General features: G+C 66.4%; 17 protein-coding genes and 1 tRNA gene. 8 read left to right on the forward strand and 10 right to left on the reverse strand.

The genetic code is table 11. The features are described 5' to 3' along the window. Genes EYE42_RS01660 through coaBC form a run of 4 tightly spaced genes read right to left on the reverse strand, consistent with a single transcriptional unit; the run spans window position 1 to window position 4,158 of the window. Entirely contained in the window at window positions 1-333 is a 333-nt protein-coding gene (locus EYE42_RS01660; protein ID WP_130989562.1) for a hypothetical protein, read from the reverse strand. Window position 334: 1 nt separating this feature from the next. After that, window positions 335-1,855 carry a Fe-S cluster assembly protein SufB gene (gene sufB / locus EYE42_RS01665; protein ID WP_130989563.1) on the reverse strand — a complete coding sequence of 507 codons (1,521 nt, stop codon included), beginning with the start codon at window positions 1,853-1,855 and terminating at the stop codon, window positions 335-337. Between the two features lie 30 nt (window positions 1,856-1,885). After that, window positions 1,886-2,926 carry a cysteine desulfurase family protein gene (locus EYE42_RS01670; RefSeq protein ID WP_130989564.1) on the reverse strand — a complete coding sequence of 347 codons (1,041 nt, stop codon included), beginning with the start codon at window positions 2,924-2,926 and terminating at the stop codon, window positions 1,886-1,888. Beyond that, on the reverse strand, window positions 2,923-4,158 hold the full coding sequence (coaBC, locus tag EYE42_RS01675; protein WP_130989565.1) for a bifunctional phosphopantothenoylcysteine decarboxylase/phosphopantothenate--cysteine ligase CoaBC: 1,236 nt from the start codon (window positions 4,156-4,158) through the stop codon (window positions 2,923-2,925). Before coaBC ends, EYE42_RS01670 begins: the two co-directional genes overlap by 4 nt. Window positions 4,159-4,290: 132 nt before the next feature. On the opposite strand from coaBC, the gene EYE42_RS01680 reads away from it, so the two are divergent. Then, window positions 4,291-5,805 (forward strand): YifB family Mg chelatase-like AAA ATPase, encoded by a 1,515-nt coding sequence (locus EYE42_RS01680; protein WP_130989566.1) that lies wholly within the window; start codon window positions 4,291-4,293, stop codon window positions 5,803-5,805. A 61-nt stretch (window positions 5,806-5,866) separates the two neighbouring features. After that, entirely contained in the window at window positions 5,867-7,264 is a 1,398-nt protein-coding gene (locus EYE42_RS01685; protein WP_130989567.1) for a hypothetical protein, read from the forward strand. A gap of 15 nt (window positions 7,265-7,279) precedes the next feature. On the opposite strand, the gene pyc is transcribed toward EYE42_RS01685, so the two are convergent. Then, window positions 7,280-10,711: a pyruvate carboxylase gene (gene pyc, locus EYE42_RS01690; RefSeq protein ID WP_130989568.1), complete on the reverse strand. Its 3,432-nt coding sequence runs from the start codon at window positions 10,709-10,711 to the stop codon at window positions 7,280-7,282. A gap of 179 nt (window positions 10,712-10,890) precedes the next feature. Between pyc and uvrA the strand changes: the two genes are divergently transcribed. The 3 genes from uvrA to EYE42_RS01705 all read left to right on the forward strand — a co-directional run bounded on the left by uvrA (window position 10,891) and on the right by EYE42_RS01705 (window position 14,888). After that, the gene (gene uvrA, locus EYE42_RS01695; protein WP_130989833.1) at window positions 10,891-13,746 is read left to right on the forward strand and encodes an excinuclease ABC subunit UvrA; all 2,856 of its coding nucleotides are present in this window, start codon (window positions 10,891-10,893) and stop codon (window positions 13,744-13,746) included. 220 nt (window positions 13,747-13,966) lie between these two features. Further along, window positions 13,967-14,041 (forward strand) — tRNA-Gly (locus tag EYE42_RS01700). Between the two features lie 289 nt (window positions 14,042-14,330). Then, complete coding sequence (locus tag EYE42_RS01705) at window positions 14,331-14,888, forward strand: TetR/AcrR family transcriptional regulator (RefSeq protein ID WP_130989569.1); 558 nt, start codon at window positions 14,331-14,333, stop codon at window positions 14,886-14,888. A gap of 16 nt (window positions 14,889-14,904) precedes the next feature. Here the strand turns inward: EYE42_RS01705 and EYE42_RS01710 are convergent, their stop codons facing one another. Beyond that, window positions 14,905-17,397, reverse strand: coding sequence for a GcvT family protein (locus EYE42_RS01710; RefSeq protein WP_130989570.1), 2,493 nt, complete (start codon window positions 17,395-17,397; stop codon window positions 14,905-14,907). Between the two features lie 166 nt (window positions 17,398-17,563). Between EYE42_RS01710 and panC the strand changes: the two genes are divergently transcribed. Both panC and panB read left to right on the forward strand, forming a co-directional pair. After that, window positions 17,564-18,430: a pantoate--beta-alanine ligase gene (gene panC / locus EYE42_RS01715; RefSeq protein ID WP_130989571.1), complete on the forward strand. Its 867-nt coding sequence runs from the start codon at window positions 17,564-17,566 to the stop codon at window positions 18,428-18,430. Then, entirely contained in the window at window positions 18,420-19,229 is an 810-nt protein-coding gene (panB, locus tag EYE42_RS01720) for a 3-methyl-2-oxobutanoate hydroxymethyltransferase (protein ID WP_130989572.1), read from the forward strand. The genes panC and panB overlap by 11 nt, the downstream gene beginning before the upstream one ends. Before the next feature lie 18 nt (window positions 19,230-19,247). On the opposite strand, the gene EYE42_RS01725 is transcribed toward panB, so the two are convergent. Then, window positions 19,248-20,408 (reverse strand): MFS transporter, encoded by a 1,161-nt coding sequence (locus EYE42_RS01725; RefSeq protein WP_130989573.1) that lies wholly within the window; start codon window positions 20,406-20,408, stop codon window positions 19,248-19,250. 32 nt (window positions 20,409-20,440) lie between these two features. Further along, a complete protein-coding gene (locus EYE42_RS01730; RefSeq protein WP_130989574.1) occupies window positions 20,441-21,442 on the reverse strand; it encodes a 2-hydroxyacid dehydrogenase in 1,002 nt (333 codons plus the stop codon). A 170-nt stretch (window positions 21,443-21,612) separates the two neighbouring features. On the opposite strand from EYE42_RS01730, the gene EYE42_RS01735 reads away from it, so the two are divergent. Next, complete coding sequence (locus EYE42_RS01735) at window positions 21,613-22,179, forward strand: SH3 domain-containing protein (RefSeq protein ID WP_130989575.1); 567 nt, start codon at window positions 21,613-21,615, stop codon at window positions 22,177-22,179. A 4-nt stretch (window positions 22,180-22,183) separates the two neighbouring features. Here EYE42_RS01735 and EYE42_RS01740 read toward each other — a convergent pair whose 3' ends face one another. Then, on the reverse strand, window positions 22,184-24,208 hold the full coding sequence (locus EYE42_RS01740) for a M3 family metallopeptidase (RefSeq protein WP_130989576.1): 2,025 nt from the start codon (window positions 24,206-24,208) through the stop codon (window positions 22,184-22,186). Window positions 24,209-24,232: 24 nt separating this feature from the next. Beyond that, on the reverse strand, window positions 24,233-25,294 hold the full coding sequence (locus EYE42_RS01745) for a HesA/MoeB/ThiF family protein (RefSeq protein ID WP_130989577.1): 1,062 nt from the start codon (window positions 25,292-25,294) through the stop codon (window positions 24,233-24,235).

Below are 25,294 nucleotides of genomic sequence, written 5' to 3' on the forward strand. Positions count from 1 at the left end.
TTATTTTCCCTTGTCTTGCACACCAGATATTCCGTCGAATCCAAAAGGATCTTTATTATCCGTACGACGATCGCGAACTGATGTAATCATTTCATCTTCTGGCACTGTGTTTTCATCTGGATAGATTGAAATGCGATCAAGCGTATTGCTCCAGTGAAAGCCTTTTGCATTCTCAAAGAGCTTCTTAAACACATCAGCTATCGTTGTTGATGGCTCAAAAATATATGTTTTGATTTCCACTGTCCCAACATCTTGTTCGGACTGTGGGAGCTTACGCTGTTCACTAACAACGACGAATTGCGAGGCTTGTGCCGCATTCCTATTGATACTCATTTTACCCTACCGAGCCTTCCAGCGAAATGGCGACCAGCGACTGTGCCTCCATGGCGAATTCCATCGGCAGCGCCTGCAAGACCTCGCGGCAGAAGCCGTTGACGACCAGGGCCACGGCCTCCTCCTCGTCCATGCCGCGGCTGCGGCAATAGAACAACTGGTCGTCATCGACCTTGCTGGTCGTGGCCTCGTGTTCGACGCGGCTACTGGTGTTCTTGACCTCGATATAGGGCACGGTATGCGCCCCGCACTTGTCGCCGATCAGCAGGCTGTCGCACTGGGTATAGTTGCGGCTGTTCGTGGCGCGCGGATGCATCGATACCAGCCCGCGATAGGTGTTCTGCGCATGGCCCGCCGAAATCCCTTTTGAAACAATGCGCGACCGGGTGTTCTTGCCAAGATGGATCATCTTGGTGCCGGTATCGGCCTGCTGCCAGTTGTTGGCGATGGCGATCGAATAGAACTCGCCCTGGGATTCGTCGCCGCGCAGGATGCAGGACGGGTATTTCCAGGTGATCGCCGATCCGGTTTCCACCTGCGTCCACATCACCTTGGCCCGCGCCTCGCGGCAGTCGGCGCGCTTGGTGACAAAGTTGTAGATGCCGCCCTTGCCGTTCTCGTCGCCGGGGAACCAGTTCTGGACGGTCGAGTACTTTACCTCGGCGTCTTGCAGGATCACGATTTCCACGACCGCGGCATGAAGCTGGTTCGTGTCGCGCTTGGGCGCCGTGCAGCCTTCGAGATAGCTGACGTAAGATCCTTGATCGGCAATGATAAGCGTGCGTTCGAACTGGCCGGTGTTTTCCGCGTTGATGCGGAAATAGGTGGACAGCTCCATCGGGCATTTCACGCCCTTGGGGACATAGACGAACGACCCGTCCGAAAACACCGCGCTGTTCAGCGTGGCAAAGAAATTGTCGGACTGCGGCACGACGCTGCCCAGATATTTCTTCACCAGGTCCGGATGCTCTCGGATCGCCTCGGAGATCGAACAGAAGATCACCCCCGCCTTGGCCAGCTCGTCCTTGAACGTCGTGCCCACGGACACGGAATCGAACACGGCATCGACGGCCACCCGGCGGCCCTCGGCGGGGGCATCCTCGGCGCCCTCGACGCCCGCCAGGATCATCTGCTCCTTCAGCGGGATGCCCAGCTTTTCATAGGTTGCCAGCAGCTTGGGATCGACCTCGTCCAGGGACCTGGGCTTGATCTCCATGCTTTTCGGGCGGGCATAGTAATACTGGTCCTGATAGTCGATGACCGGATAGTTCAGCATCGCCCAGCGCGGCTCGGTCATGGTCTGCCAGCGGCGGAACGCCTCTAGCCGCCAGTCCAGCATCCATTCCGGTTCGTCGTTCTTTTGCGAAATCAGGCGGACAATGTCTTCGTTCAGCCCCTTGGGGGCATAGTCCATCTCGATCTCGGTATCCCAGCCGTATTTATAGCTGCCCATGTTCTGCACGGTTTCAACCGTTTCGCGGTCGACACCCTCGCGCACGTCAAGATCGATGGTTGCGTTCATCCTTTGTCCTTCCATTGGCCGGGTCGGCACCTAGCCATTCCGTTCGCGCCAGCGTGAATACGCGCTTTCCCATGCATCCGCAAATCGGTTCACCTGATCGTCGCCCATAGACGGGCTTATCGAAATCCGGATTGCCGATTGCGCGGCCTTATCGTCGAACCCCATGGCTTGCAGCACGCCGCTGGCACGGACCTTGCCCGAAGAACAGGCCGAGCCCGCCGAAATCGCAAAGCCGGCCAGATCCATCTGCATGACCTGGGTTTCACCCTTCCAGCCCGATGTAAGAAGGCAGGTGGTGTTCGGCAAGCGTCTTGCGCCCTTTCCGGCAATCATTGCGCCGGGCGCCGCGGCCAGCAGGCGGTCCTCCAAGGCATCGCGCCGGGCGGCAACCTCGTCCCACAGGCCAGAGTCCAGATCGCGTTGCGCCGCCACGGCCGCGGCGGCAAATCCCAGGATGCCGATCAGGTTCTCGGTCCCGCCGCGACGGCCCCTTTCCTGTCCGCCGCCCCGGATCATGGCCTCGACCTCGGAGCCCTGGCGCAGGATCAGCGCACCGACCCCCTTGGGCCCGCCCAGCTTGTGCGCGCTGACGAACCCCGCCGTGATGCCCAGCCAGTTGAACGCCAGGGGGATCTTGCCGAATGCCTGCGTCAGGTCGCTGGACCCCAGGCCCTGCGGCAGGGCCTGCACAACGCCTGTTTCGTTGTTGGCCAGTTGCAGACTGGCGCGCGCGGGGTCGGGCACCGTCACGATACCGTCGCCGTCCACGGGCAGGTCGGCCGTGCACCATGCCTTGATCGCGCTGTGTTCGACCGGCGCGCACTGAACGTTGCGCCCCGCCAGAACCATGGCTGCCGCCTCGGTCGTGCCCGAGGTGAAGATCACCTCGGCGCCATCCGCCCCCAGGGCCGTGGCGATCTGTTCGCGCGCCTGCTCCATCGCCATCTTGGCCGCGCGTCCCTCGGCATGGACCGAGGACGGGTTGCCGACAAGGTCCATGGCATCATGCATCGCGGCCTTGGCCTCGGCGCGCAGGGGGGTGGTGGCGTTCCAGTCCAGATAGGTTCTCATGCCAGCGCGTCCGCCATCTTCTGGGCCAGTCTGCGGGCCACGGCTTCCTTGGCCATGCGCGGCCATTCCTCGGCGCCATCGGGGGTAATGACCGTCACGGCGTTTTCAGGCCCTCCCATGATCCCTGTGCCTTCGCTCACGTCATTGGCGACGATCCAGTCGCAGCCCTTGCGCAGCCGCTTGGCCGTGGCGTGGCCAAGAACGTCGTCGGTTTCGGCAGCAAAGCCGACCACCAGGCGCGGGCGATGCGCCTCGAGTTGGCTGATCCAGGCCAGGATGTCGGGATTCTCCGTCATCTCCAGCAACGGCGGCTTGCCAGAGCCGTCTTTCTTCATCTTGCGGGCGGACGCGTTCCTGACCCGCCAGTCCGCCACCGCTGCGGCCATCACCGCCGCATCGGCAGGCAGGGCGGCTTCGACCGCGTCGCGCATCTGCCGGGCCGTCTGGACGCGGATCACCGCGACACCGTCGGGCGGGGGCACCTCGGCAGGGCCGGTGATGAAACTGACCCGCGCACCCAGATCGCGCAATGCCGCCGCCAGGGCGGTTCCCTGCGCGCCCGACGACCGGTTGGCGATATAGCGGACAGGATCAATGGGTTCGTGCGTCGGCCCCGAGGTCACGATGATGTGCCTGTCGGCCAGCAGGCCCGACCGAACCTGAGCCTCGGGCAGCAACTTCAGCGGCGCGGTCGGGGACAGTTCCTCGCGGATCGCGGCCAGGATCGCCTCGGGTTCCGACATCCGGCCCGTGCCGTATTCGCCGCAGGCCATGTCGCCATCCTCGGGACCCACGAACAGGATGCCATCGTCGCGGAGCAGGCGCAGGTTGCGCTGCGTCGCCGGATGGTGCCACATGCGCACGTTCATGGCCGGGGCGACAAGCACGCGCTTGTCCGTCGCCAGCAGCAGCGTGGATGCCAGATCGTCCGCCAGTCCCTGCGCCATCTTCGCCAGCAGATCCCCCGTGGCCGGCGCCACGACCACCAGATCCGCCCTGCGCGACAGTTGGATATGGCCGATCTCGGCCTCGGCCGCGATATTCCACAGATCGTCATGCACGGCCTCTCCGGCCAGCACCGACAGGGTCATGGGCGTGGTGAACTGGGCGCCCGCCCGTGTCAGAACCGGCGTGACGGCCGCGCCCTCGGCCCGCAGCAGACGGATCAGATGCGGCACCTTGAAGGCCGCAATGCCGCCTCCGACGATCAGAAGGATGCGCTTGCCGTTCATCTTGACCCTTTCCTGCCGGTGACGGTTCATGGCCCCCACATAGCCCCCGCCCCCTTTTGCCGCAAGCAAGCGTCCGCGTTAATCATTCCTTAAGCCGGTGGCGTTAACCATTTTCCAGACGAAGGAGGCAGCATGGTCGCGATCGCCTATTCGGTCGCGTTCGAGGGCATCGAGGCGCGGCTGGTCGAGGTTCAGTGTTCCGTGGCAGCCGGCTTGCCCGGTTTCGCCATCGTGGGCCTGCCCGACAAGGCCGTGAGCGAGGCGCGCGAACGCGTCAAGGCGGCCTTCGGCGCGCTGGCCATTGCCATGCCGAACCGCCGCCTGACCGTGAACCTGTCACCCGCCGACATGCCCAAGGAAGGGTCGCATTTCGACCTGCCCATCGCATTGGCAATCCTGGCCGCGATTGAAATCATTCCTGCCGATGAACTGTCGCGCTGCGTGGCGCTTGGCGAACTTGCACTCGACGGGCGGCTGGTGTCGGTGGCGGGCGCCCTGCCGGCCGCGATGGCGGCGGCCGAGGATGACAGGGCGCTGATCTGCCCCCGTCCCTGCGGCCCCGAGGCTGCCTGGGTCGATGCCGTCCCGGTGCTGGCCCCCGCCACGCTGCGCGAGGTGATCGACCATCTGACCGACCGCACCCCCATCGCCCGCGCGCGACCCGGCATGATCGACGGCGCGATCACCGGCGGCTGCCTGTCCGAGGTCAAGGGCCAGGAACGCGCCAAGCGCGCGCTGGAAATCGCCGCTGCGGGACGCCATCACCTGCTGATGGTCGGCCCGCCCGGCGCGGGCAAGTCCATGCTGGCCGCCCGCCTGCCCGGCCTGATGCCGCCGCTGGCCCCGGCCGAGGCGCTGGAAACCTCGATGATCCATTCGCTTGCGGGCACCCTGGACGATGGCGGCATTTCCCGCCGTGCGCCGTTCCGCGAACCGCACCACACCGCGTCCATGGCGGCCATCGTCGGCGGCGGGCGCGGCGCCAGACCGGGCGAAATCAGCCTGGCCCATAACGGTATCCTGTTCATGGATGAATTCCCCGAATTCCCCCGGCAGGTTCTGGAAACCCTGCGCCAGCCCATCGAGACGGGCGAGGTCGTGGTGGCCCGCGCCAATGCCCATATCCGCTATCCTTGCCGGTTCCTGCTGGTGGCCGCCGCCAATCCCTGCCGCTGCGGCTATCTGGCGGACGCCGCCCGCGCCTGTTCGCGCGCGCCGAGCTGCGGAGGCGATTACATGGGCAAGATCTCGGGCCCGCTGATGGACCGCTTCGATCTGCGGCTCGAGGTTCCGGCGGTGAGCTTCATGGACCTGGAACTGCCCTCGGGCGGTGAAACTTCGGCCCAGGTGGCGGTTCGGGTCGCGGCGGCGCGGGATGTGCAGGCGGCGCGGTTCCGCGACCATCCGCAGGTACGCGTCAATGCCGAGGCCTCGGGCGGACTTCTGGACCGGATCGCCACGCCTGATGACGAAGGCCGAGCGCTGATCCTGAAGGCGTCCGAACGGCTGGGCCTGACCGCGCGGGGCTATCACCGCATCCTTCGCACCGCGCGCACTATTGCCGATCTGGCGGGATCCGCCGCCGTCCGGGCGCCGCATCTGGCCGAGGCGATCAGCTATCGCCTGCCCTTTGTCGCGGGCGGCTGACGAATTGCGCATCGTGCAGTCCGGCGTTATGGCAAGTCCATCCTGACACGGGATTCGCGACATGCCCCCCCTCAGCGCCCGCATCGGCGGCATCCTGACCGGCCTTGCCCTGCTGGTGACGATCCTACATCAGTACGATGCCGATCCAAGGCTGGCGCTGGCGGCTGCCGGATTGCTGCTGCCAGCCTTGGCGCTGTTTTCGCTGTCTGCGCCGTTGTCGCGGCTGGCCTTTGTCGCGGTGGGAATCGCCCTGACCCTGTGGGCGGCCGCAACACGCGACGACTGGGCGGCGGCGGCGCTGACGGCCCTGTCGCGCGGCGGTTTCATCATTGCGCTGTTCACGGCGTTGTCCGCTCTGCGAAGTGTCGCCATCCGGTCCCGGGACATCCTGGACTGCGGCCGCTTTCTGGCCCGCCAGCCTCCGGGGCGGCGCTATCTGGCCCTGACGGCCGGGGGACATCTGTTCGGACTGATCCTGCTTTATGGGGCGATTTCCCTTTTGGGAACGCTGGCCGCCGAAAGCACGGCCCGCGAAACGGACCCGGATCTGCGGCGGCACCGGCTGCGGCGGATGCTGGTGGCGATCCAGCGCGGTTTCGCCGCGACCTTGTGCTGGTCGCCGATGGCGCTGTCCATGGCCGTGACCCTGTCGGTGGTCAAGGGCGCGTCCTGGCCTGCGGCGGCCGGCCTGTGTCTGGTCAGCACCGGCCTGCTGATGGGAATAGGCTGGGCACAGGATTCGATCTTCAAGCCGGTGCTGGCCACGCCTCCCCCTGCCCGGCCGGTCGAGACGGACGGCTGGCTGCGGCGGCTGCGGCCGCTGCTGGTTCTGCTGGGGATCGTGGTGGGGGGCGTCCTGCTGCTGCATCTGGCGACCGGGGTCGCCGTCACCGGGGCGGTGATGACCGTTGTGCCGCTGATCGCCGCGGCCTGGTCGGCCATCCTGCCGTCCGGTGGCCACGGGCGTCTGCAAGCCCTGGGATTCCGCGCGGCCCAGTTCGCCACCCGCGACCTGGCCGGCTATCGCGGCGAGATCATCCTGCTGTTCATGGCGGGTTTCATCGGCAGCCTGGGGTCGTGGCTGCTGGTTCCGATCATGCAGGCGCATGGACCGGATCTGACCGCCGTCCCGCCCCTGCTGATCCTGGCGGCGATGGTCTGGATCATTCCGCTGACCGGGCAGATCGGCATGAACCCGATCCTGGCGGTGTCGCTGCTGGTGCCCCTGCTGCCCACGCCCGAGGTCCTCGGCCTCCATCCCGCCGCCATGGTGGTGGCCATCACCAGCGGCTGGGCGATCAGCGGCAACACCTCGCCCTTTACGGCATCGGTGCTGCTGGTGGCCTCGCTGGGCGGGGTCGGGGCGCGCCATGCCGGAACGGTGTGGAACGGGCTCTATGCGCTTTTTACCGGCGCGGCACTGACCCTTTGGGTGCTGGTCGCCGCGACCCTTCTTTAGGATCGCGGCTCGGCGTCATTCGATTTCGACCAGCAGATCCTTGGCGTCGATCTGTTCGCCGGGGCGGACGTGGATGGCCTTGATGGTGCCGTCGCGGTCGGCGTGCAGGCCGGTTTCCATCTTCATCGCCTCGATGGTCAAGAGCAGGTCGCCCTGGTGGACCTTGGCGCCTGCCGTGGCCGCGACCGAGGCCACCACGCCCGGCATCGGCGCGCCGACATGGCCCGCATTCGACGGGTCCGCCTTGGGCCGGGCCGCCGCGCCCCCACCGGCCTTGCGGTTCGGCACCCGGACCTGGCGGGGCTGGCCGTTCAGTTCGAAGAACGCCTTGACCTCGCCCTTGTCATTGGTTTCGCCGATGGTCAGAAAGCGGACCTCCAGCGTCTTGCCGGGATCGATCTCGACGCTGATCTCGTCGCCCGGCTCCATCCCGTAGAAGAAGTTCCTCGTGGGCAAGGTGCGCACCGGGCCATAGATGTCGTGCCGGGCCATGTAGTCGGAAAAGACCTTGGGATACATCAGCCAGCCGTTCAGATCCTCGTCGTCGATGGCGACGCCCAGATCGGCCGACAGCTTCTGGCGCGCGGCCTCCAGATCCACGGGGGGCAGATGCGCGCCGGGACGGTCGGTGATGGGCGCCTCGCCCTTCAGGACCTTTCTCTGGATCGCCTCGGGCCAGCCGCCGGGGGGCTGGCCCAGGTTGCCCTTCATCATGTCCACGACGCTGTCGGGGAAGCTGACCTCGGTCGCCGGATCCATCACCTGCTCGGGCGTCAGTCCCTGCGCCACCATCATCAGCGCCATGTCGCCCACCACCTTGGAACTGGGCGTGACCTTGACGATGTCGCCGAACATCCGGTTCACATCGGCATAGGCCTGCGCCACCTCGTGCCAGCGATCCTCCAGCCCCATGCTGCGCGCCTGCGCCTTGAGGTTGGTAAACTGCCCGCCCGGCATCTCGTGGAGGTAAACCTCGGACGCGGGGGCCTGAAGCCCCGATTCGAAGGCCGCGTAATTTTCGCGGACGCGTTCCCAATAGTTGCTGATCGACCGGATCGCCGCGATGTCGAGACCGGTGTCGCGATCGGTCCCCGACAGGGCCTCGACAATGGAACCCAGGGTCGGCTGGCTGGTATTGCCCGACAGGGCGTCCATGGCGCAATCGACCGCGTCCACCCCGGCCTCGGCCGCGGCCAGGATGGTGGCTCCTCCCATGCCGCTGGTGTCATGGGTGTGGAAATGGATCGGCAGGCCGACGTCCTCTTTCAGCGCCCGGATCAGGATACGCGCGGCGGCCGGTTTCAACAGACCGGCCATGTCCTTGACGCCCAGCACATGCGCGCCCGCATCCCGCAGTTCCCTGGCGGTGCGCAGGTAATAGGCCAGGTCGTATTTCGCCCGGTCGGGGTTCAGCATGTCGCCGGTATAGCAGACGGTGCCTTCGCAGATCTTGCCGGTCTCGATGACCGCATCCATGGCGACGCGCATGTTCTCGACCCAGTTCAGACTGTCGAAGACACGAAAGACGTCCACGCCGGTCCGGGCCGCCTGGTGCACGAAGGACTGGACCACGTTGTCGGGATAGTTGGTATAACCCACCCCGTTCGAGGCGCGCAGCAGCATCTGCGTCATCAGGTTGGGCATCCGCGCGCGGATGTCGCGCAGCCGCTGCCAGGGGCATTCCTGCAGGAATCGATAGGCCACGTCGAAGGTCGCGCCCCCCCAGCATTCGACGCTGAACAGACCGGGCAGGTTCGCGGCATAGCTCGGCGCCACGCGGATCATGTCGATCGACCGCATCCGGGTCGCCAGCAGCGACTGGTGCCCGTCGCGCATGGTGGTGTCGGTGATCAGCAATCGTGTCTGGGCGGCCATCCAGTCGGCCACCGCCTGCGCGCCCTTCTCCTCCAGCAGTTGCCGCGTGCCCGGCGCCGGCTCACCCTTCGGCGCGGGCGGGACCGGCGGGCGGGCCTGGGCGGGCGGCATGGGGCGACCCGCCGTCTCGGGGTGCCCGTTCACGCTGATATCGGCCAGATAGGTCAGGATCTTGGTGGCCCGGTCCTGTTTCTTGTCGAAAACGAACAGGTCCGGCGTCGTGTCGATGAACTTTGTCGTATAGGTGTCGTCCAGAAAGGTCGGGTGCTTGAGCAGGTTGATCACGAAGTCGATATTCGTGCTGACCCCGCGCACCCGGAATTCGCGCAGCGCGCGGTCCATCCGCCGGATCGCCCCTTCGGGCGTCTGCGCCCAGGCGGTGACCTTGACCAGCAGTGAATCGTAATAGCGGGTGATGACCCCCCCCGAATAGGCCGTGCCGCCGTCCAGCCGGATGCCGTTGCCGGTGGCGCTGCGATAGGCGGTGATCCGGCCATAGTCGGGGATGAAGTTGTTCAGCGGATCCTCGGTCGTCACGCGGCATTGCAGCGCGTGGCCCGACAGCGTGATCTGGTCCTGGCTGGGCACGCCCGTCGCCTCGGCCAGGGTTGCGCCCTCGGCGATGCGGATCTGCGACTGGACGATGTCGATGCCGGTGACTTCCTCGGTCACGGTGTGTTCGACCTGGACGCGCGGGTTCACCTCGATGAAATAGAACTGCTGGTTGTCCATATCCATCAGGAACTCGACGGTGCCGGCGTTCTGATAGCCCACCGCGCGGCCGATCCTCAGCGCCAGTTCGCAGACCTCGGCGCGCTGCGCATCAGACAGATAGGGCGCGGGCGCGCGTTCGACGACCTTCTGGTTGCGGCGCTGCACGGTGCAGTCGCGTTCGTAAAGGTGATACAGGCCCCCCTGCGTGTCGCCCAGCAGCTGCACCTCGACGTGGCGGGCGCGCAGGATCATCTTTTCCAGATAGCCCTCGCCATTGCCGAACGCCGCCTCGGCCTCGCGGCGGCCTTCGCGCACCTTGTCGATCAGCTCGTCCGGCCCGTTGATCGGGCGCATCCCGCGCCCTCCGCCGCCCCAGGATGCCTTGAGCATCAGCGGATAGCCGATTTCGGCAGCCTCGGCCTTGATCGCCTCGAAATCCTCGCCCAGAACCTCGGTCGCGGGGATCACCGGCACGCCCGCCTCGATCGCCACGCGCCGCGCCGACGCCTTGTCGCCAAGCGCGCGCATCGTGTCGGCGCGCGGGCCGATGAATGTGATCCCCGCGGCCTTGCAGGCATCCACGAAATCGGGGTTTTCCGACAGAAGGCCATAGCCGGGATGGATCGCGTCCGCGCCGCTTTCGCGGGCGACCCGGATGATTTCCGGGATCGACAGATAGGCCGCGACCGGCCCCAGCCCCTCGCCGATCCGGTAGGCCTCGTCCGCCTTGAAGCGGTGCAGGCCCAGCTTGTCCTCCTCGGCATAGACCGCGACGGTCTGCTTGCCCAACTCGTTCGCCGCCCGCATCACACGGATCGCAATCTCGCCACGGTTGGCAACAAGGATCTTCTGAAACATCGCGGTCCCCTTTTCGCAATTGCGCGAGAGACTAGCGATGCCGCAGCGCAGCGCAAGCGCCACGGTGGTCCGACTGCAACAAAAGGTTTACGCAGGGTCTTGTTCGGTTAATGTTCCCATTCAGCGGTTGCTTTTTGACCCGATGCCACTATCTGATGCGCTTGGTCGGCCAGGGACAGATCATGGAACAGAAGTTCATCGAGGTTCGCGGCGCGCGCGAGCATAACCTCAAGGGCGTGGACATGGACATCCCGCGCGACAAGCTGGTGGTCATCACCGGGCTGTCGGGCAGCGGCAAGTCCTCGCTTGCCTTCGACACGATCTATGCCGAGGGACAGCGCCGCTATGTCGAAAGCCTGTCGGCCTATGCGCGGCAGTTCCTGGACATGATGGGCAAGCCCGATGTGGACCACATCACCGGCCTGTCGCCCGCCATCAGCATCGAGCAAAAGACCACCTCCAAGAACCCCCGGTCAACCGTTGGCACGGTCACGGAAATCTATGACTATCTGCGGCTGCTGTTCGCCCGCGCGGGGACGCCCTATTCCCCCGCCACCGGCCTGCCGATCGAGGCGCAGCAGGTCCAGGACATGGTGGACCGCATCATGGAGATGCCCGAGGGCACGCGCGCCTATCTGCTGGCTCCCATCGTGCGGGACCGCAAGGGCGAATACAGGAAAGAGTTCCTGGAGCTTCGCAAGCAGGGCTTCCAGCGGGTCAAGGTGAACGGCCAGTTCCACGAACTGGACGAGCCGCCGACCCTCGACAAGAAGTTCCGCCACGACATCGACGTGGTGGTGGACCGCATCGTCGTGCGCGAGGGACTGGAAACCCGGCTGGCCGATTCGCTGCGCACCGCCCTGGATCTGGCCGACGGCATCGCCATCGTCGAAACGGCGGCCGATGACCCGGAACGGACCACGTTCAGCGAAAAATTTGCCTGTCCCGTCAGCGGATTCACCATCCCGGAAATCGAACCCCGGCTGTTTTCCTTCAACGCGCCCTTTGGCGCCTGCCCCGCCTGCGACGGGCTGGGGGTTGAACTGTTCTTTGACGAACGGCTGGTCGTGCCCGATGCGGCGCTGTCCGTGGACAAGGGCGCCATCGCCCCCTGGGCCAAGTCGAAGTCGGCCTATCTGACCCAGACGGTCAATGCCTTGGCCAAGCATTATGGGTTCGACAAGAAGACGCCGTGGAAAGACCTGCCCGACGACGTGCAGCGCATGTTCCTGCACGGATCGGGCGCCGAGGAGATCGCGTTCCGGTTCGACGATGCGGGCCGGGTCTATAACGTCACCCGGGTGTTCGAGGGCGTGATCCCGAACATGGAACGCCGCCTGCGCGAATCCGACAGCCAGTGGGTCCGCGAGGAGTTCGAGCGTTACCAGAACAACCGCCCCTGCGGCACCTGCCACGGCTATCGTCTCAAGCCCGAGGCCCTGGCGGTCAAGATCGCCGGCAACCACATCGGCGAGGTGGTGGAACTGTCGATCAAGGAGGCCCTGGCCTGGGTCCAGGCCGCGCCGCAGCATCTGTCCAGGCAAAAGAACGAGATCGCCCAGGCGATCCTCAAGGAAATCCGCGAACGGCTGGGTTTCCTGGTCAATGTCGGGCTGGATTACCTGACGCTGAGCCGCGCGGCAGGCACGCTGTCAGGCGGCGAAAGCCAGCGTATTCGGCTGGCGTCCCAGATCGGCAGCGGGCTGACCGGCGTGCTGTATGTGCTGGACGAACCCTCTATCGGCCTGCACCAGCGCGACAACGACCGGTTGCTGGACACGCTCAAGGGCCTGCGCGACCAGGGCAATTCGGTGATCGTGGTCGAACATGACGAAGATGCGATCCGCCATGCCGATTATGTCTTCGACATGGGACCGGGGGCGGGCGTGCATGGCGGCACGGTCGTCAGCCAGGGCACGCCCGACCAGATCGCCGCCGATCCGGCCAGTCTGACCGGGCAATACCTGTCCGGGGCGCGCGAAATCGCGGTGAACGACGAACGCCGCAAGGGCAACGGCAAGGCGGTCAAGGTGGTCAAGGCCACCGGCAACAACCTCAAGGAGGTGACGGCGGAATTCCCGCTGGGCAAGTTCGTCTGCGTGACCGGCGTGTCGGGCGGCGGCAAGTCCACCCTGACCATTGAAACCCTGTTCAAGACCGCCAGCCTGCGCCTGAACGGCGCCCGCCAGACCCCCGCGCCCTGCGAGACGATCAAGGGGCTGGAACATCTGGACAAGGTGATCGACATCGACCAGCGGCCCATCGGCCGCACGCCACGCAGCAACCCGGCCACCTATACCGGTGCCTATACGCCGATCCGCGACTGGTATGCGGGTCTGCCCGAATCCAAGGCGCGCGGCTACAAGCCGGGCCGCTTCAGCTTCAACGTCAAGGGCGGGCGCTGCGAGGCCTGCCAGGGCGACGGCGTCATCAAGATCGAAATGCACTTCCTGCCTGACGTCTACGTCACCTGCGAGACCTGCAAGGGCAAGCGCTACAACCGCGAAACGCTGGAGGTCCAGTTCAAGGGCAAGTCCATCGCCGACGTTCTGGACATGACGGTCGAGGATGCGCAGGGCTTCTTTTCCGCCGTGCCCGCCATCCGCAACAAGATGGACGCGCTGATGGAGGTGGGGCTGGGTTACGTCAAGGTCGGCCAGCAGGCCACCACCCTGTCGGGCGGCGAGGCGCAGCGGGTCAAGCTGGCCAAGGAACTGTCGCGCCAGTCCACCGGCAAGACGCTGTACATCCTGGACGAACCGACGACGGGCCTGCATTTCGAGGACGTGCGCAAGCTGCTGGAGGTGCTGCACCGGCTGGTCGATCAGGGCAACACGGTCGTGGTCATCGAACACAACCTGGATGTCATCAAGACCGCCGACTGGATCATCGATATCGGTCCCGAAGGCGGCGATGGCGGCGGGCGCATCGTGGCCGTCGGCACCCCCGAGGACGTGGCCAAGGTCGGCGAAAGCCATACCGGCCGCTATCTGGCGCCGATGCTGCGGCCCGCGCGGGTGCGCGCGGCCGAGTGAACCGTCTGGAAAGGTCTGCCGTCGGAAGTCCGGGGCCCATTCCCCGGCGCGCCGCCGGACCCTCAATGGCCAAGCGGCAGGACGACGGAAAAGCGGCCCCGAAGGGCCTTTGCCGAAAAGTGGCGGGCAGGCAACTTTTCCTCTTGCACCCCCCGGTCCGGTCCCATAAATCACCGCCTACCAAAGGCGACATGCTGCATGGCAGGCCAATGGAACGGATGCGGGCGTAGCTCAGGGGTAGAGCATAACCTTGCCAAGGTTAGGGTCGTGAGTTCGAATCTCATCGCCCGCTCCAATCAAAAAACCGGGCTTCGGCCCGGCTTTTTTTTGCGCAATCGCAAAATGTGCAGACAAAATATTGCGCACGATGCAAAATCGGGCTATCGTTGAATTCCAACCCTGGCCCGATCCTCGTTAAAAAGAAAAATCAAGAACCCAGGCCAGAGCCGTGAGCGAACGGACCCACACTTATTAACCCTGAAAAACGCAACAAGCGCGTTTTTCTCACCAGCCTACCGTGACACTGCTGGGCATCGCAGAGTTCGCCCAGAGGGTTTACAATGTCAAGATAAGATGAGGCGGCCATGCCCACACGTGGCAACTTACCAGAGGCCCTGGTCCAGGCCGGCATCGCCCTGCTGGACGAGGATGGAACCGAGGCGTTGTCGCTGCGGCGCATTGCGGCACGGGCAGGGGTTTCCCATGCGGCGCCTGCCCATCACTTCGGTGGATTGCCGGGTCTTAAGACGGCTATGGCGATCCGTGGCTTTCAGCAATTTCAACAGCATCTGATGGCCGCCCGCGATGCGGTGCCTGCCGACGCCCCGCCGTTCCAGCGGCTGTCCACGGTCGCCGATGCCTATGTCCGCTTTGCAGGAATGCGCACCGGTTTGTTCCAGTTGATGTTCGATCAGCTTGCTGCCAGCGATCCCGATCTGCTGCATACGGCATTGGGCAGCTATCTTCTGATCAAGGAATTGTGCGCGCCCTTCGTGGACGGCCGGCCCGCGGTTGCGGTCGAAACCGCCGTCTGGTCGCTGACCCACGGCTATGCGGCCCTGAACCTGGACAGGCCGCGCCCGTCAGACACGCAGGTCGCCACCTCGGCCTTGGTGGATGCCTTGCGCCTGATTATCGACTGACGATCAGGCGCCGCGGTTATCCATCGACGCGAATGCGCGCGTTCTGCGGATCGTAGGGACTGTCTTCCGTCACCTCGGCATTCCAGAACTCGCGGAACATGCGGACTTTCAGCTTGGTGCCGGGCGCGGCCAGATCGGGGCGGACATAGCCCATGCCGATTTGCTTGCCGAAGGCCGCCGAATACCCGCCCGAGGTGAGGCGCCCGACCTTTTCCCCCTCCAGAAAGATCCCTTCGCGCCCCCAGGGATCGGCGTCCTGCGGGCCGTCGATCAGCAGCGTCACGCAGATCGACCGGATGCCCTTGTCCTGCATCGCCGCCTTGCCCCGGAAATCCTTGGACAGATCGACAAAGCGGTCCAGCCCGGCCTCCAGCGGGGTGGCGTCGCGGCCCAGTTCGGTGCCGAAGGCGCGATAGGATTTTTCCTGCCGCAGCCAGTTCTGCGCCCGCGCGCCCACCAGCTTCATGCCCAGCGGCTCTCCGGCTTCCATCAGGCGGTCGAACAGATGGTTCTGCATCTCGATCGGGTGATGCAGTTCCCAACCCAGTTCGCCGGTATAGGCCACGCGGATCGCGTTCACCGGCACCATGCCCAGTTCGATCCGCCTGGCCGACAGCCAGGGAAAACGCTTGTTCGACAGCGCCGTTTCGGGCTGCGCGTCACGGATCATCCTGGCCAGGATGTCGCGGGATGCCGGACCTGCAAGGGCAAAGACGCCCCACTGGGTCGTCACGTCCTGGATGCCGACGTGTTCGCCGGCCAAGGCCATGAAATCCTCGGCCGACTTGACCAGGTGATCGCCGTCATAGGCCGCCCAGGCGCCTGCGGACACAAGGTAATAGTCGTTCTCGGCCAGACGGACGATGGTGTATTCGGTCCGCGTGGTGCCCGCATCGGTCAAGGCATAGGTCAGGTTGATGCGGCCGACCTTGGGCAGCCTGTTTGTGGTCAGCCAGTCGAGGAAGGCCGTCGCCCCCGGCCCCGTGACCATGTGCTTGGCAAAGGCGGTGGCGTCGATCAGGCCCGCCGCATGGCGGACAGCCTCGGCCTCGGCCCTGGCATACTGCCACCAGCCGCCGCGCCGAAAGCTGCGCGCGGCGTGGTCGTCGAAACCTTCGGGGCCATAGTAGTTCGGGCGTTCCCAGCCGTTCACCTGCCCGAACTGCGCCCCCCGCGCCTTCTGCCGGTCATAGGCCGGAGAGGTGCGCAGCGGCCGGCAGGCGGGCCGTTCCTCATCGGGGTGGTGCAGGATGAAGACGTGTTCGTAGGCTTCCTCGTTCTTGCGGGCGGCATATTCGGTGGTCATCCAGCCGCCGAAGCGGCGCGGGTCCAGCGATGCCATGTCGATCTCGGCCTCGCCCCCGACCATTATCTGCGTCAGGTAATGGCCGACGCCCCCCGCCGCCGTGATGCCGAAACTGAAGCCCTCGGCCAGCCACATGTTGCGCAGACCGGGTGCCGGGCCGACCAGCGGGTTCCCGTCGGGCGTATAGCAGATCGGGCCGTTGTAGTCGTCCTTGAGCCCCGCCGTCTCCGAGGTCGGAAGGCGATGGATCATCGACATGTATTCTTCCTCGATCCGTTCCAGATCCAGCGGGAACAGGTCGGCGCGAAAGGTTTCGGGCACGTCGTACAGGAACCGTGCCGGGGCGTTCCGTTCATAGGGGCCAAGGATCCAGCCGCCGCGCTCCTCGCGGACATACCACTTGGCGTCGGCATCGCGCAGGACCGGGTGTTCCGGGTTGCCCTCGGCCCGCCATTTCACCAGGGCCGGGTCGGGTTCGGTGACGATGTACTGGTGCTCGACCGGGATCGCGGGGATCCTGATGCCCAACAGGCGGGCGGTGCGCTGTGCGTGGTTGCCGGTGGCGGTCACGACATGTTCTGCCCGGATTTCGAACGTTTCGCCCGACCCCACCAGATTGCCGCCTTTCTCGGCCAGCTTCTCGCAGGAAACGATCCATTCGCCGCCGGTCCATCGGTAGCCGTTGACCTGGATCTTGCGCTCGATCGTGGCGCCGGCCATGCGCGCACCCTTGGCCATGGCCTGCGTCACGTCGGCGGGGTTGATATAGCCGTCGGTCGGATGGAACAGCGCGCCCCGCAGATCCTCGGTCCGGACCAGCGGCCAGCGATCCCTGATCTGGGCGGGGGTCAGGAACTGATGCTCGATGCCTACCGTCTCGGCGGTGGCGGAATACAGCATGTATTCGTCCATCCGTTCGTCGGTCTGGGCCATCCGCAGGTTGCCGCAGCGGGTAAAGCCCGCGTTCAGCCCGGTCTGCGCCTCGAGTTCCGCATAGAGCCTGACGGAATAGTCGTGGATATGGGTTGTCGCATAGTTCATGTTGAACAGCGGCAACAGCCCCGCCGCGTGCCAGGTGGACCCCGCCGTCAGCTCGTCGCGCTCGACCAGCATCGTCTCCCATCCGGCGCGGGCCAGATGCAGCGCGATGCCGCAGCCGACCGCGCCGCCCCCGACGACCAGAACCTTCACATGCGACTTCATTTCCGCGCGACTCCATTGGCCTGTTGCTGCCTGTTACTGACATGGTCTGAAAACGGCGTGTCGATGGGCCCGACCTAAAATGGCCAAAAACGACATGCTGCGACGCAGCACTTGTGCGAATCTGTGCCGTTACCTTAGGGTCGCGCCACCGGGGAATGGGGGACGGATGCAGATTTGCCGCGACAAGCAGGCGATGCGCGACTGGCGCGGTCAGGCAGGCCGCATTGCCCTGGTGCCCACCATGGGCGCCCTGCATGCCGGACACCTGTCGCTTGTGGCCCATGCCCGCACATGGCTGGACGCAGGGGGCGGAGGGCGGGTGGTCGCGTCGATCTTCGTGAACCCCACGCAGTTCGGCCCGAACGAGGATCTGGCAACCTATCCGCGGGACGAGGAAAACGACCTTGTTCTTTTGCGGCAGGCGGGCTGCGACGCGGTGTTCCTACCGACCGTCGCCGACATCTATCGCCCCGGCGCACAGACGGTGGTCGAGGTCACGGGCCTGTCGCGGATATTGATGGGACGCTTGCGCCCCGGCCATTTCCGGGGGGTGGCGACCGTGGTGACAAAGCTGTTCAACATCGTTCAGCCCGATGCGGCCGCGTTCGGCGAAAAGGACTATCAGCAGCTTGCCGTGATCCGGCAAATGGTCGCGGACCTGGACATGCCGGTCGAAATCCTGCCCGTGCCCACGGTCAGGGAACCCGATGGTTTGGCGATGTCCTCGCGCAACCGCCGCCTCTCGCCCGCCGAGCGTGCAGCCGCCCCGGTGTTGAACCGTGCCCTGGATCGCGCGGCGCAGATGATCGCCGATGGGGCGAACCTGCCCGCCGTCAGGGCCGAGCTGCGGCGCATCATCAGGACCGAACCTCTGGGCCAGATTCGCTCGATCGACATCCGCGATGCCGCCGACCTGTCGCGCGTCGGCGCCATTCGCCGTCCGGTGGTGATCCTGTTGGCCGTCCGTTTCGGGGATGTGCTGCTGATCGACCAGCGTGTTGCCGTTCCGAAGGGAGAAATGAATGTCCGTTGAAACCCGCATCAAGCGCGTCACCGCGCCCCAAATCGCCTCCCGCAAGGGCGATACACCGGTCGTGGCCCTGACGGCCTATACCGCGCCCATGGCGGAACTGGTCGATGCCCATGCCGACCTGATCCTGGTGGGCGACAGCCTGGGCATGGTGGTTCACGGCCTGCCTTCGACCATCGGCGTCACGGTCGAGATGATGATCCTGCACGGCCAGGCCGTCGTGCGCGGCAGCCGGCGGGCGATGGTGGTGGTGGACATGCCCTTTGGCAGCTACGAGGAAGGCCCCGAGCAGGCCTTCCGAAACGCCGCCCGCATCATGGGCGAAACCGGTGCGGGCGCGGTCAAGCTGGAAGGGGGCAGCCGCATGGCCCCCACCATCCGGTTCCTGACCGAACGCGGCATTCCCGTGATGGGGCATGTGGGTCTGCTGCCGCAGGCCACCCACACCCTTGGCGGCTTCAAGACCCAGGGGCGCGAAACGGACACCTGGTCCCGGCACCTGCAGGATGCCGTCGATGTGGCCGAGGCGGGGGCGTTCTCCATCGTGGTCGAAGGCGTCGTCGAGCCCCTGGCGGTCCGCCTGACCGACGCGGTTTCGGTCCCGACCATCGGCATCGGCGCCTCGGCCCGTTGCGACGGGCAGATTCTGGTGCTGGACGACATGCTGGGGCAGACGGCACGGGCGCCCCGCTTTGTTCGCCGCTTCGCGGATCTGGGGGCGCAGGCCGACCGGGCCATTGCCGACTATGCGGCGGCGGTCCGCGACCGCAGCTTTCCGGGGGACGACCACGTGTACCGCTGAGCGGCCGGTGGCGCGCCCCTAGCCGCCGCCCTCGAAATCGGCGTTGCTTGCCAGCCGTGACAGCAGCAGCGGAATCAGAAGAAGCAGCGACAGGCCAATGAAGATGGTCGAGAAACTCATCCCCTCGGCCAGGAAACCGATGGTTCCGGGGGCCAGCAGGATGCCGGAATAGCCCATCGTCGTCACCACCGACAGTCCGATCCCCTGCGCAAGGCCCGGCAGATTGCCCGCCGCGGAAAAGGCGATGGGCACCATGTTGGCGATGCCGATCCCGGCCACGGCGAACCCCGCGATCGCCACCGCCGCCGAGGGTGCAAGCCCCGCCAGCGCCAGACCCGCCATGGCAAGGACGCTGCTGAGGCGCAGCGTCCTGACCGCGCCCAGACGGCGGCGGAGGCCGTCGCCCAGAAACCGCATCACGGCCATCGTTGCCGCGCAGGCCGCAAAGCCCCATCCCGCCAGCGACAGGGGGGCGCCCATCTCGCGCTGAAGATAGACGGCGGCCCAATCAAGGATGGCGCCCTCGGGGATCATCGAGGCAAGGGCCATCAGCCCGATCAGATAGGGCAGCGGCCTGCGCGGCAGGCGCAACGGCTGATGAACATGTTCCGCGCCGGGCGGATCGCGCAGCAGGCGCGGCAAGGCCCAGGCTAGGATCGCCGCGACGGCCAGCGTGACCAGCACGGCATGGCCCGTCTCGCCCAGGGTCTGGATCAGCATTCCGCCGGCCCCGGCCCCGGCGACCCCGCCAAGGGACCAGAACCCGTGGCAGGACGACATGATGGCCCGGCGCCGGGCGCGTTCGACCGCCACGGCATTGGCGTTCATCGCCACATCCATGCCCCCGATCAGGCCCCCGAACAGCAGCACGGCCGCCGCGACGGTCCAGACCGACGGGGCCAGGGATATCCAAATCAGGCTGGGCGCGAACAGCACCGCCGCCAGCCTGGCGGCGTGGGCCGATCCGCGCCGCGCCACCAGCGCGCCAAAGACCGGCATCAGACAGATGGACCCCACCCCAAGCGCCAGCACCAGCAGCCCGGCGGTCGATTCGCCGATGCCCAGCCGCGCCATCATCGCGGGCAGCTTGGGCGCCCAGCCGCCGACAACCAGACCGTTGGCAAAGAACAGCGCGGACACGGCCCAACGCGCCTCGATCCCGACGGGGGGTGCGTTCATGAGAGGGGTTTTCCTTTCCGATGTCGCGGCGATCACAACATGCTGGGCACGATCAGATCCGGGGGAGGATAGCCGTCGGCAAAGGTCCTGATGTTGAAGATCACCTTTTCGCCCATCTCGATCCGGCCTTCGACGGTGGCGCTGCCCATATGTGGCAGCAGGACCACGTTCGGCAACTGGCGCAGGCGGGGGTTGATCTCGTGCCCGTGTTCGAACACGTCAAGGCCTGCCCCGGCGATCTCGCCCGCCCGCAGCATTCGGGTCAGGGCGTTTTCGTCGATCACCTCGCCGCGCGATGTGTTCACCACCACCGCCGTGGGCCTGAGCATCTTCAGCCGGCGGGCGTTCAGCAGGTGATAGGTGGATGGCGTATGCGGGGCGTTCACGCTGACGATGTCCACCCGGCGCAGCATCTGGTCGAGGTTTTCCCACCAGGTCGCATTCAGCGCGGATTCGATCTCGGACGGCAGGCGGCGGCGATTGTGATAATGGACGTGCATCCCGAAGGCATTGGCCCGGCGCGCCACGGCCTGCCCGATCCGGCCCATCCCCAGGATGCCCAGGTGCCGGCCGCCCAGGCGCCCGCCCAGATGGGCGGTGGGCGACCAGCCGCGCCAGCGCCCGGCCTGCATCTCGGCCAGACCCTCGGGGATGCGGCGGGTGACGGCCAAGATCAGCGCCAGGGTCATGTCGGCGGTATCTTCGGTCACGACGCCCGGGGTGTTCGTTACCAGAACGCCGCGCTGCCGCGCCGCCAGAATATCGATATGGTCGATTCCCGCCCCGTAATTCGCGATCAGTTGCAGCCGGTTGCCCGCCTCGGCCAGCATCGCGGCATTGATGTGGTCGGTCAGCGTCGGCACCAGCACGTCCGCCCCCCGCATCGCGGCCAGAAGCTCTTCCTGGGTCAGTCGCTCGTCCGTGTCGCGGGCTACCAAGTCGAACTGTTCGGCCATGCGCGCCTCGACCGGCAGGGGCAGACGGCGCGTCAGGACGACACGCAGTTTCTGGCGATGGGGCCGCGGGCTGTGCATGGTGGCCTCACTTTCTCGATGCCATGTCGCGGCGGGCTTTTCATGGGCCGCCGCTTTTGGCAAACTGCCCGCGTCATGACACAGGCACAAGACCCAACGGGGATGCTTTCGGCCCCGATCGGGGGGCAGGAGAACCGCCGCAACGACGGTCGGGCAGAAACGGACAGGACATGAGAATACCGACAATTTCTGGTGGCGCCGCAGCCGTTCTGGTTGCCACGGCCCATCTGGCCATGGCGCAGACGGCCGGAGTGCCCCTGTCTGCCGACGCCCGGATCGTCAGAACGCAGGCCGCAGCCGATGGCATGGTCCGCGGCGCCGTCACCAACCTGCCCTTGCCGCGTTACGTCAGCCTCAAGGGGTCCGAGGGCAATGCCCGGCGCGGTCCCAGCCTGTCGCATCGCATCGACTGGGTTTTCCGCCACCCCGGAATGCCCCTGCGGGTCGTGGCCGAGTTCGGTCACTGGCGCCGGGTCGAGGACAAGGACGGCGCGGGCGGCTGGGTGCATTACGCCCTTCTGTCGGGCGTCCGCACCGCCCTGGTGACCCAGGACATGCTGGAACTGCGCACCCGTCCCCACCCCGATGCCGATATCGTCGCCCGGGCCGAAATGGGGGCGATCGTGCGGCTGGGGGAATGCAATCCCGGCTGGTGCCGCATTTCGGGCGGAGGTCAGCGCGGCTGGGTGCCCAAATCTGCGATCTGGGGGGTGGACCCGGATGAGGTCAAGGACTGACCGTTCAGGCCAGTCCCCGCCCGCGCAACAGCGCATCGACCCCCGGCATCCGATCGCGGAACGCCAGCCAGAGCTGGTCCGCCGGGGCCGACCCGCCGCGCGACAGGATCGCGTTCTCCAGCCGCCGCGCCGTGACCGGATCGAAGATGTCGCCGGTTTCGGTGAAGGCCGCAAAGGCGTCGGCGTCCATCACCTCGGACCACAGATAGCTGTAATAGCCGCTGGCATAGCTGTCGCCGCTGAAGACGTGGCTGAAATGCGGCGTGGCATGGCGCATCGGGACGGCCTGCGGGGCATCCAGGGATGCCAGGATGCGCGACTGCGCGGCCATCGGATCGGCCGGCGGATCGCCTCGGTGAAAGGCCAGATCGACAAGCGCGCTTTCCAGGTATTCGGTCGTGGAAAACCCCGCATTCGCCTTGCCCGCCGCCAGCAGCCGGTCGCGCAAACCCGGGGGAAGCGGTTCGCCCGTCTGGTGATGGCGGGCATGGGCGTCCAGCACGGCAGGCTGTTCCAGCCAGTGTTCGTAAAGCTGGCTGGGCAGTTCTACGAAATCCTGCGCCACCGCCGTGCCGGAAATCGACGGCCAGGTCACGTCCGATAGGATGTGATGCGTCGCATGGCCGAATTCGTGAAACAGCGTCCGCGCATCGTCCCAGGACAGAAAGGCGGGCGCACCGGGTGCCTCGGGCGGGGTGAAGTTGCAGACATTGACGACGATGGGCCTCTGGCCCGCGCCGATCTTGTGCTGGACCTGCAGGGACGAACACCAGGCCCCCGACCGTTTCGACGGCCGGGCGAAATAATCACCCACAAAAATCGCCATCAGCTGCCCGTTCCGGGTGATCCGCCAGGCACGGGCATCGGGCGACCACAGGGGGGCGTCGAAGGGCTGGAACTCCAGCCCGAACAGCCGGTGCGCGACGTCCATCATGGCCCCCAGCATCGCGTCCAGCGTCAGATAGGGCTTGACCTGATCGGCGTCGAAATCGTGTTCGCGCCGTCGCAGGCGCTCGGCATAGAGCCGCCAGTCCCACGGCTGCAGGACATCGTTGATGCCGTCGTCGCGCAGCAGGGCGGTCAGTTTCGCCTCGTCCTCGGCCACGCGCCGGCTGGCGGGTTCCCAGACCTGTTCCAGCAGACCGGCCACGCGGTCGGCATCGCCTGCCATTTCCGGCTCCAGCTTGTAGGCGGCGAAATCGGCGTATCCCAGCAGGCGCGCGCGTTCGTGGCGCAGCGCCAGGATTTCCGCGACCAAGGGCAGGTTGTTCGTGGCCTGCCCGCCCGCGCCCTGCCCCGATCCGCGCGCGGCCCAGGCCCGGAAGGCAACCTCGCGCAGGGCGCGGTCGCCTGCATGTTCCAGGAACGGCACGATCAGCGACCGCGACAGCGTGACGATCTGGCCCGTCAGCCCGCGCTCGCGCGCCGCCGCGCGCATGGACCCCAGCAGCCAGTCGGGCAGGCCCGCCAGCCGGTCGTCGGGGACGGGCAGGACGTAATCGCGTTCATCCGCCAGGACATTCTGGGAAAACTGCGTGGTCAGCACGGCCATCCGGGCGCGGATCTCGGCCATGCGGTCGCGGGCGGCGGCGTCCAGCCCAGCCCCGGATCGGGTCAGGCCGCGCAAGGCCAGTTCGGTGATGCGGCGATCGTCGGGCGGCAGGCTGTCGGCGGTGTCGGCGACCGCCTTGACGCGCGCGAACAGACGCGGGTCCATGCCCGTCTTGCTGTTATAAGCGGCAAGCCGGGGGGCAAAGTCGCGTTGCAGCGCCTCTCTCGCGGGGTTCGAATCGACGCTGGCCAGGGTATAGAAGATCGACAGGACGCGGTTCAGCCCGTCCTCGGCCGTTTCCAGGGTGGCGACGGTGTTGGCGAAGGTCGGCTGTTCGGGATTGGCGGCAATCGCCTCCATCGCGGCTTCGGCGGTGGCCAGTTCGCGTTCGAAGGCGGGGGCAAGGTCGTGATCCTCGATCCGGTCGAAACGCGGCAGCCCCTCGGGGCCGGTCCAGCGGGTGAGTTCGGGATTCATGGCGCCTCCTTGGTTGGCGCAACCCTATGATGCCTGCGGGCCGCCTTCCAGTCCCGATCCGCAAACGGGGCAATCGCCGCGCCGTGCCGTGCCGATCATGCGGCTTTCGCCATAAAGCCCGTCAAAGATCAGCATCCGGCCGCGCAGCCCCTGCCCCGCACCCGAGTCCGAAATGCCGGCCAGGTGCTTGATCGCCTCCAAGGCCATCAGGCTGCCGACAACGCCGGGCAACGGTCCGATCACCCCCGCCTCGGCGCAGGGGGGCGCCAGACCGGGGGCCGGGGCGGCGGGAAACAGGCAGGTCAGGCACGGCCCGCCCCGCGCCGGATCATACAGCGCGACCTGGCCTTCCCACTGGGCGATGGCCCCCGCGATCAGCGGCACGCCGGCCGCGACACAGGCCCGGTTGATCGCATCCCGCGCGGCAAAGCTGTCGGTGCCGTCCAGCACCAGATCGTGCTGCCCGATCAGGTCCGCATCGGCATCGGTGATCCGGCGCGGCAGGGGCGTTACCTGCACATGGGGATTGAGGGCGCGCATGGCGGCGGCAGCGGCGTCGGCCTTGGCCTCGCCCCGCTGGTCGCTGCGAAAGATCACCTGGCGCTGCAGGTTCGACAGGCTGACCGTGTCGTCGTCGGCCAGCGTGATCCGTCCGACCCCGGCGGCGGCCAGATACAGGCAGACCGGCGCGCCCAGGCCGCCTGTACCCACGACCAGCACCTGCGCATCGCGCAGCCGCATCTGTCCGGGGCCGCCGATTTCCCGCAGCACCAGGTGGCGGGCATAACGGTCCAGTTCGGCGTCGGCCAAACCTCGGTCAGCAGGGGCCGCGGGCTGATCGGGTGCCGCACGGGCCCGCAACCGTGCCAGGACAGCGCGATAGACGAGAACCGCCGCCGCCGCCCCGCCTGCGACCAGCCACCCCTGTGCCGAGCCGCCGAAGACCGCGCCCAACCGGGGCGACAGCAGATGGGCAAGTTCGATCAACCCCCATGCCGCGGTCAGTGCCCCCAGAATCAGGCGGCGGCGCAGGCCGAATACCCAGCCACCCGCCGCGATCATCAGCAAAAGAAAGACGCCGGCCAT

This window comes from Paracoccus subflavus (genome assembly GCF_004310345.1).
Taxonomy (GTDB): domain Bacteria; phylum Pseudomonadota; class Alphaproteobacteria; order Rhodobacterales; family Rhodobacteraceae; genus Paracoccus; species Paracoccus subflavus.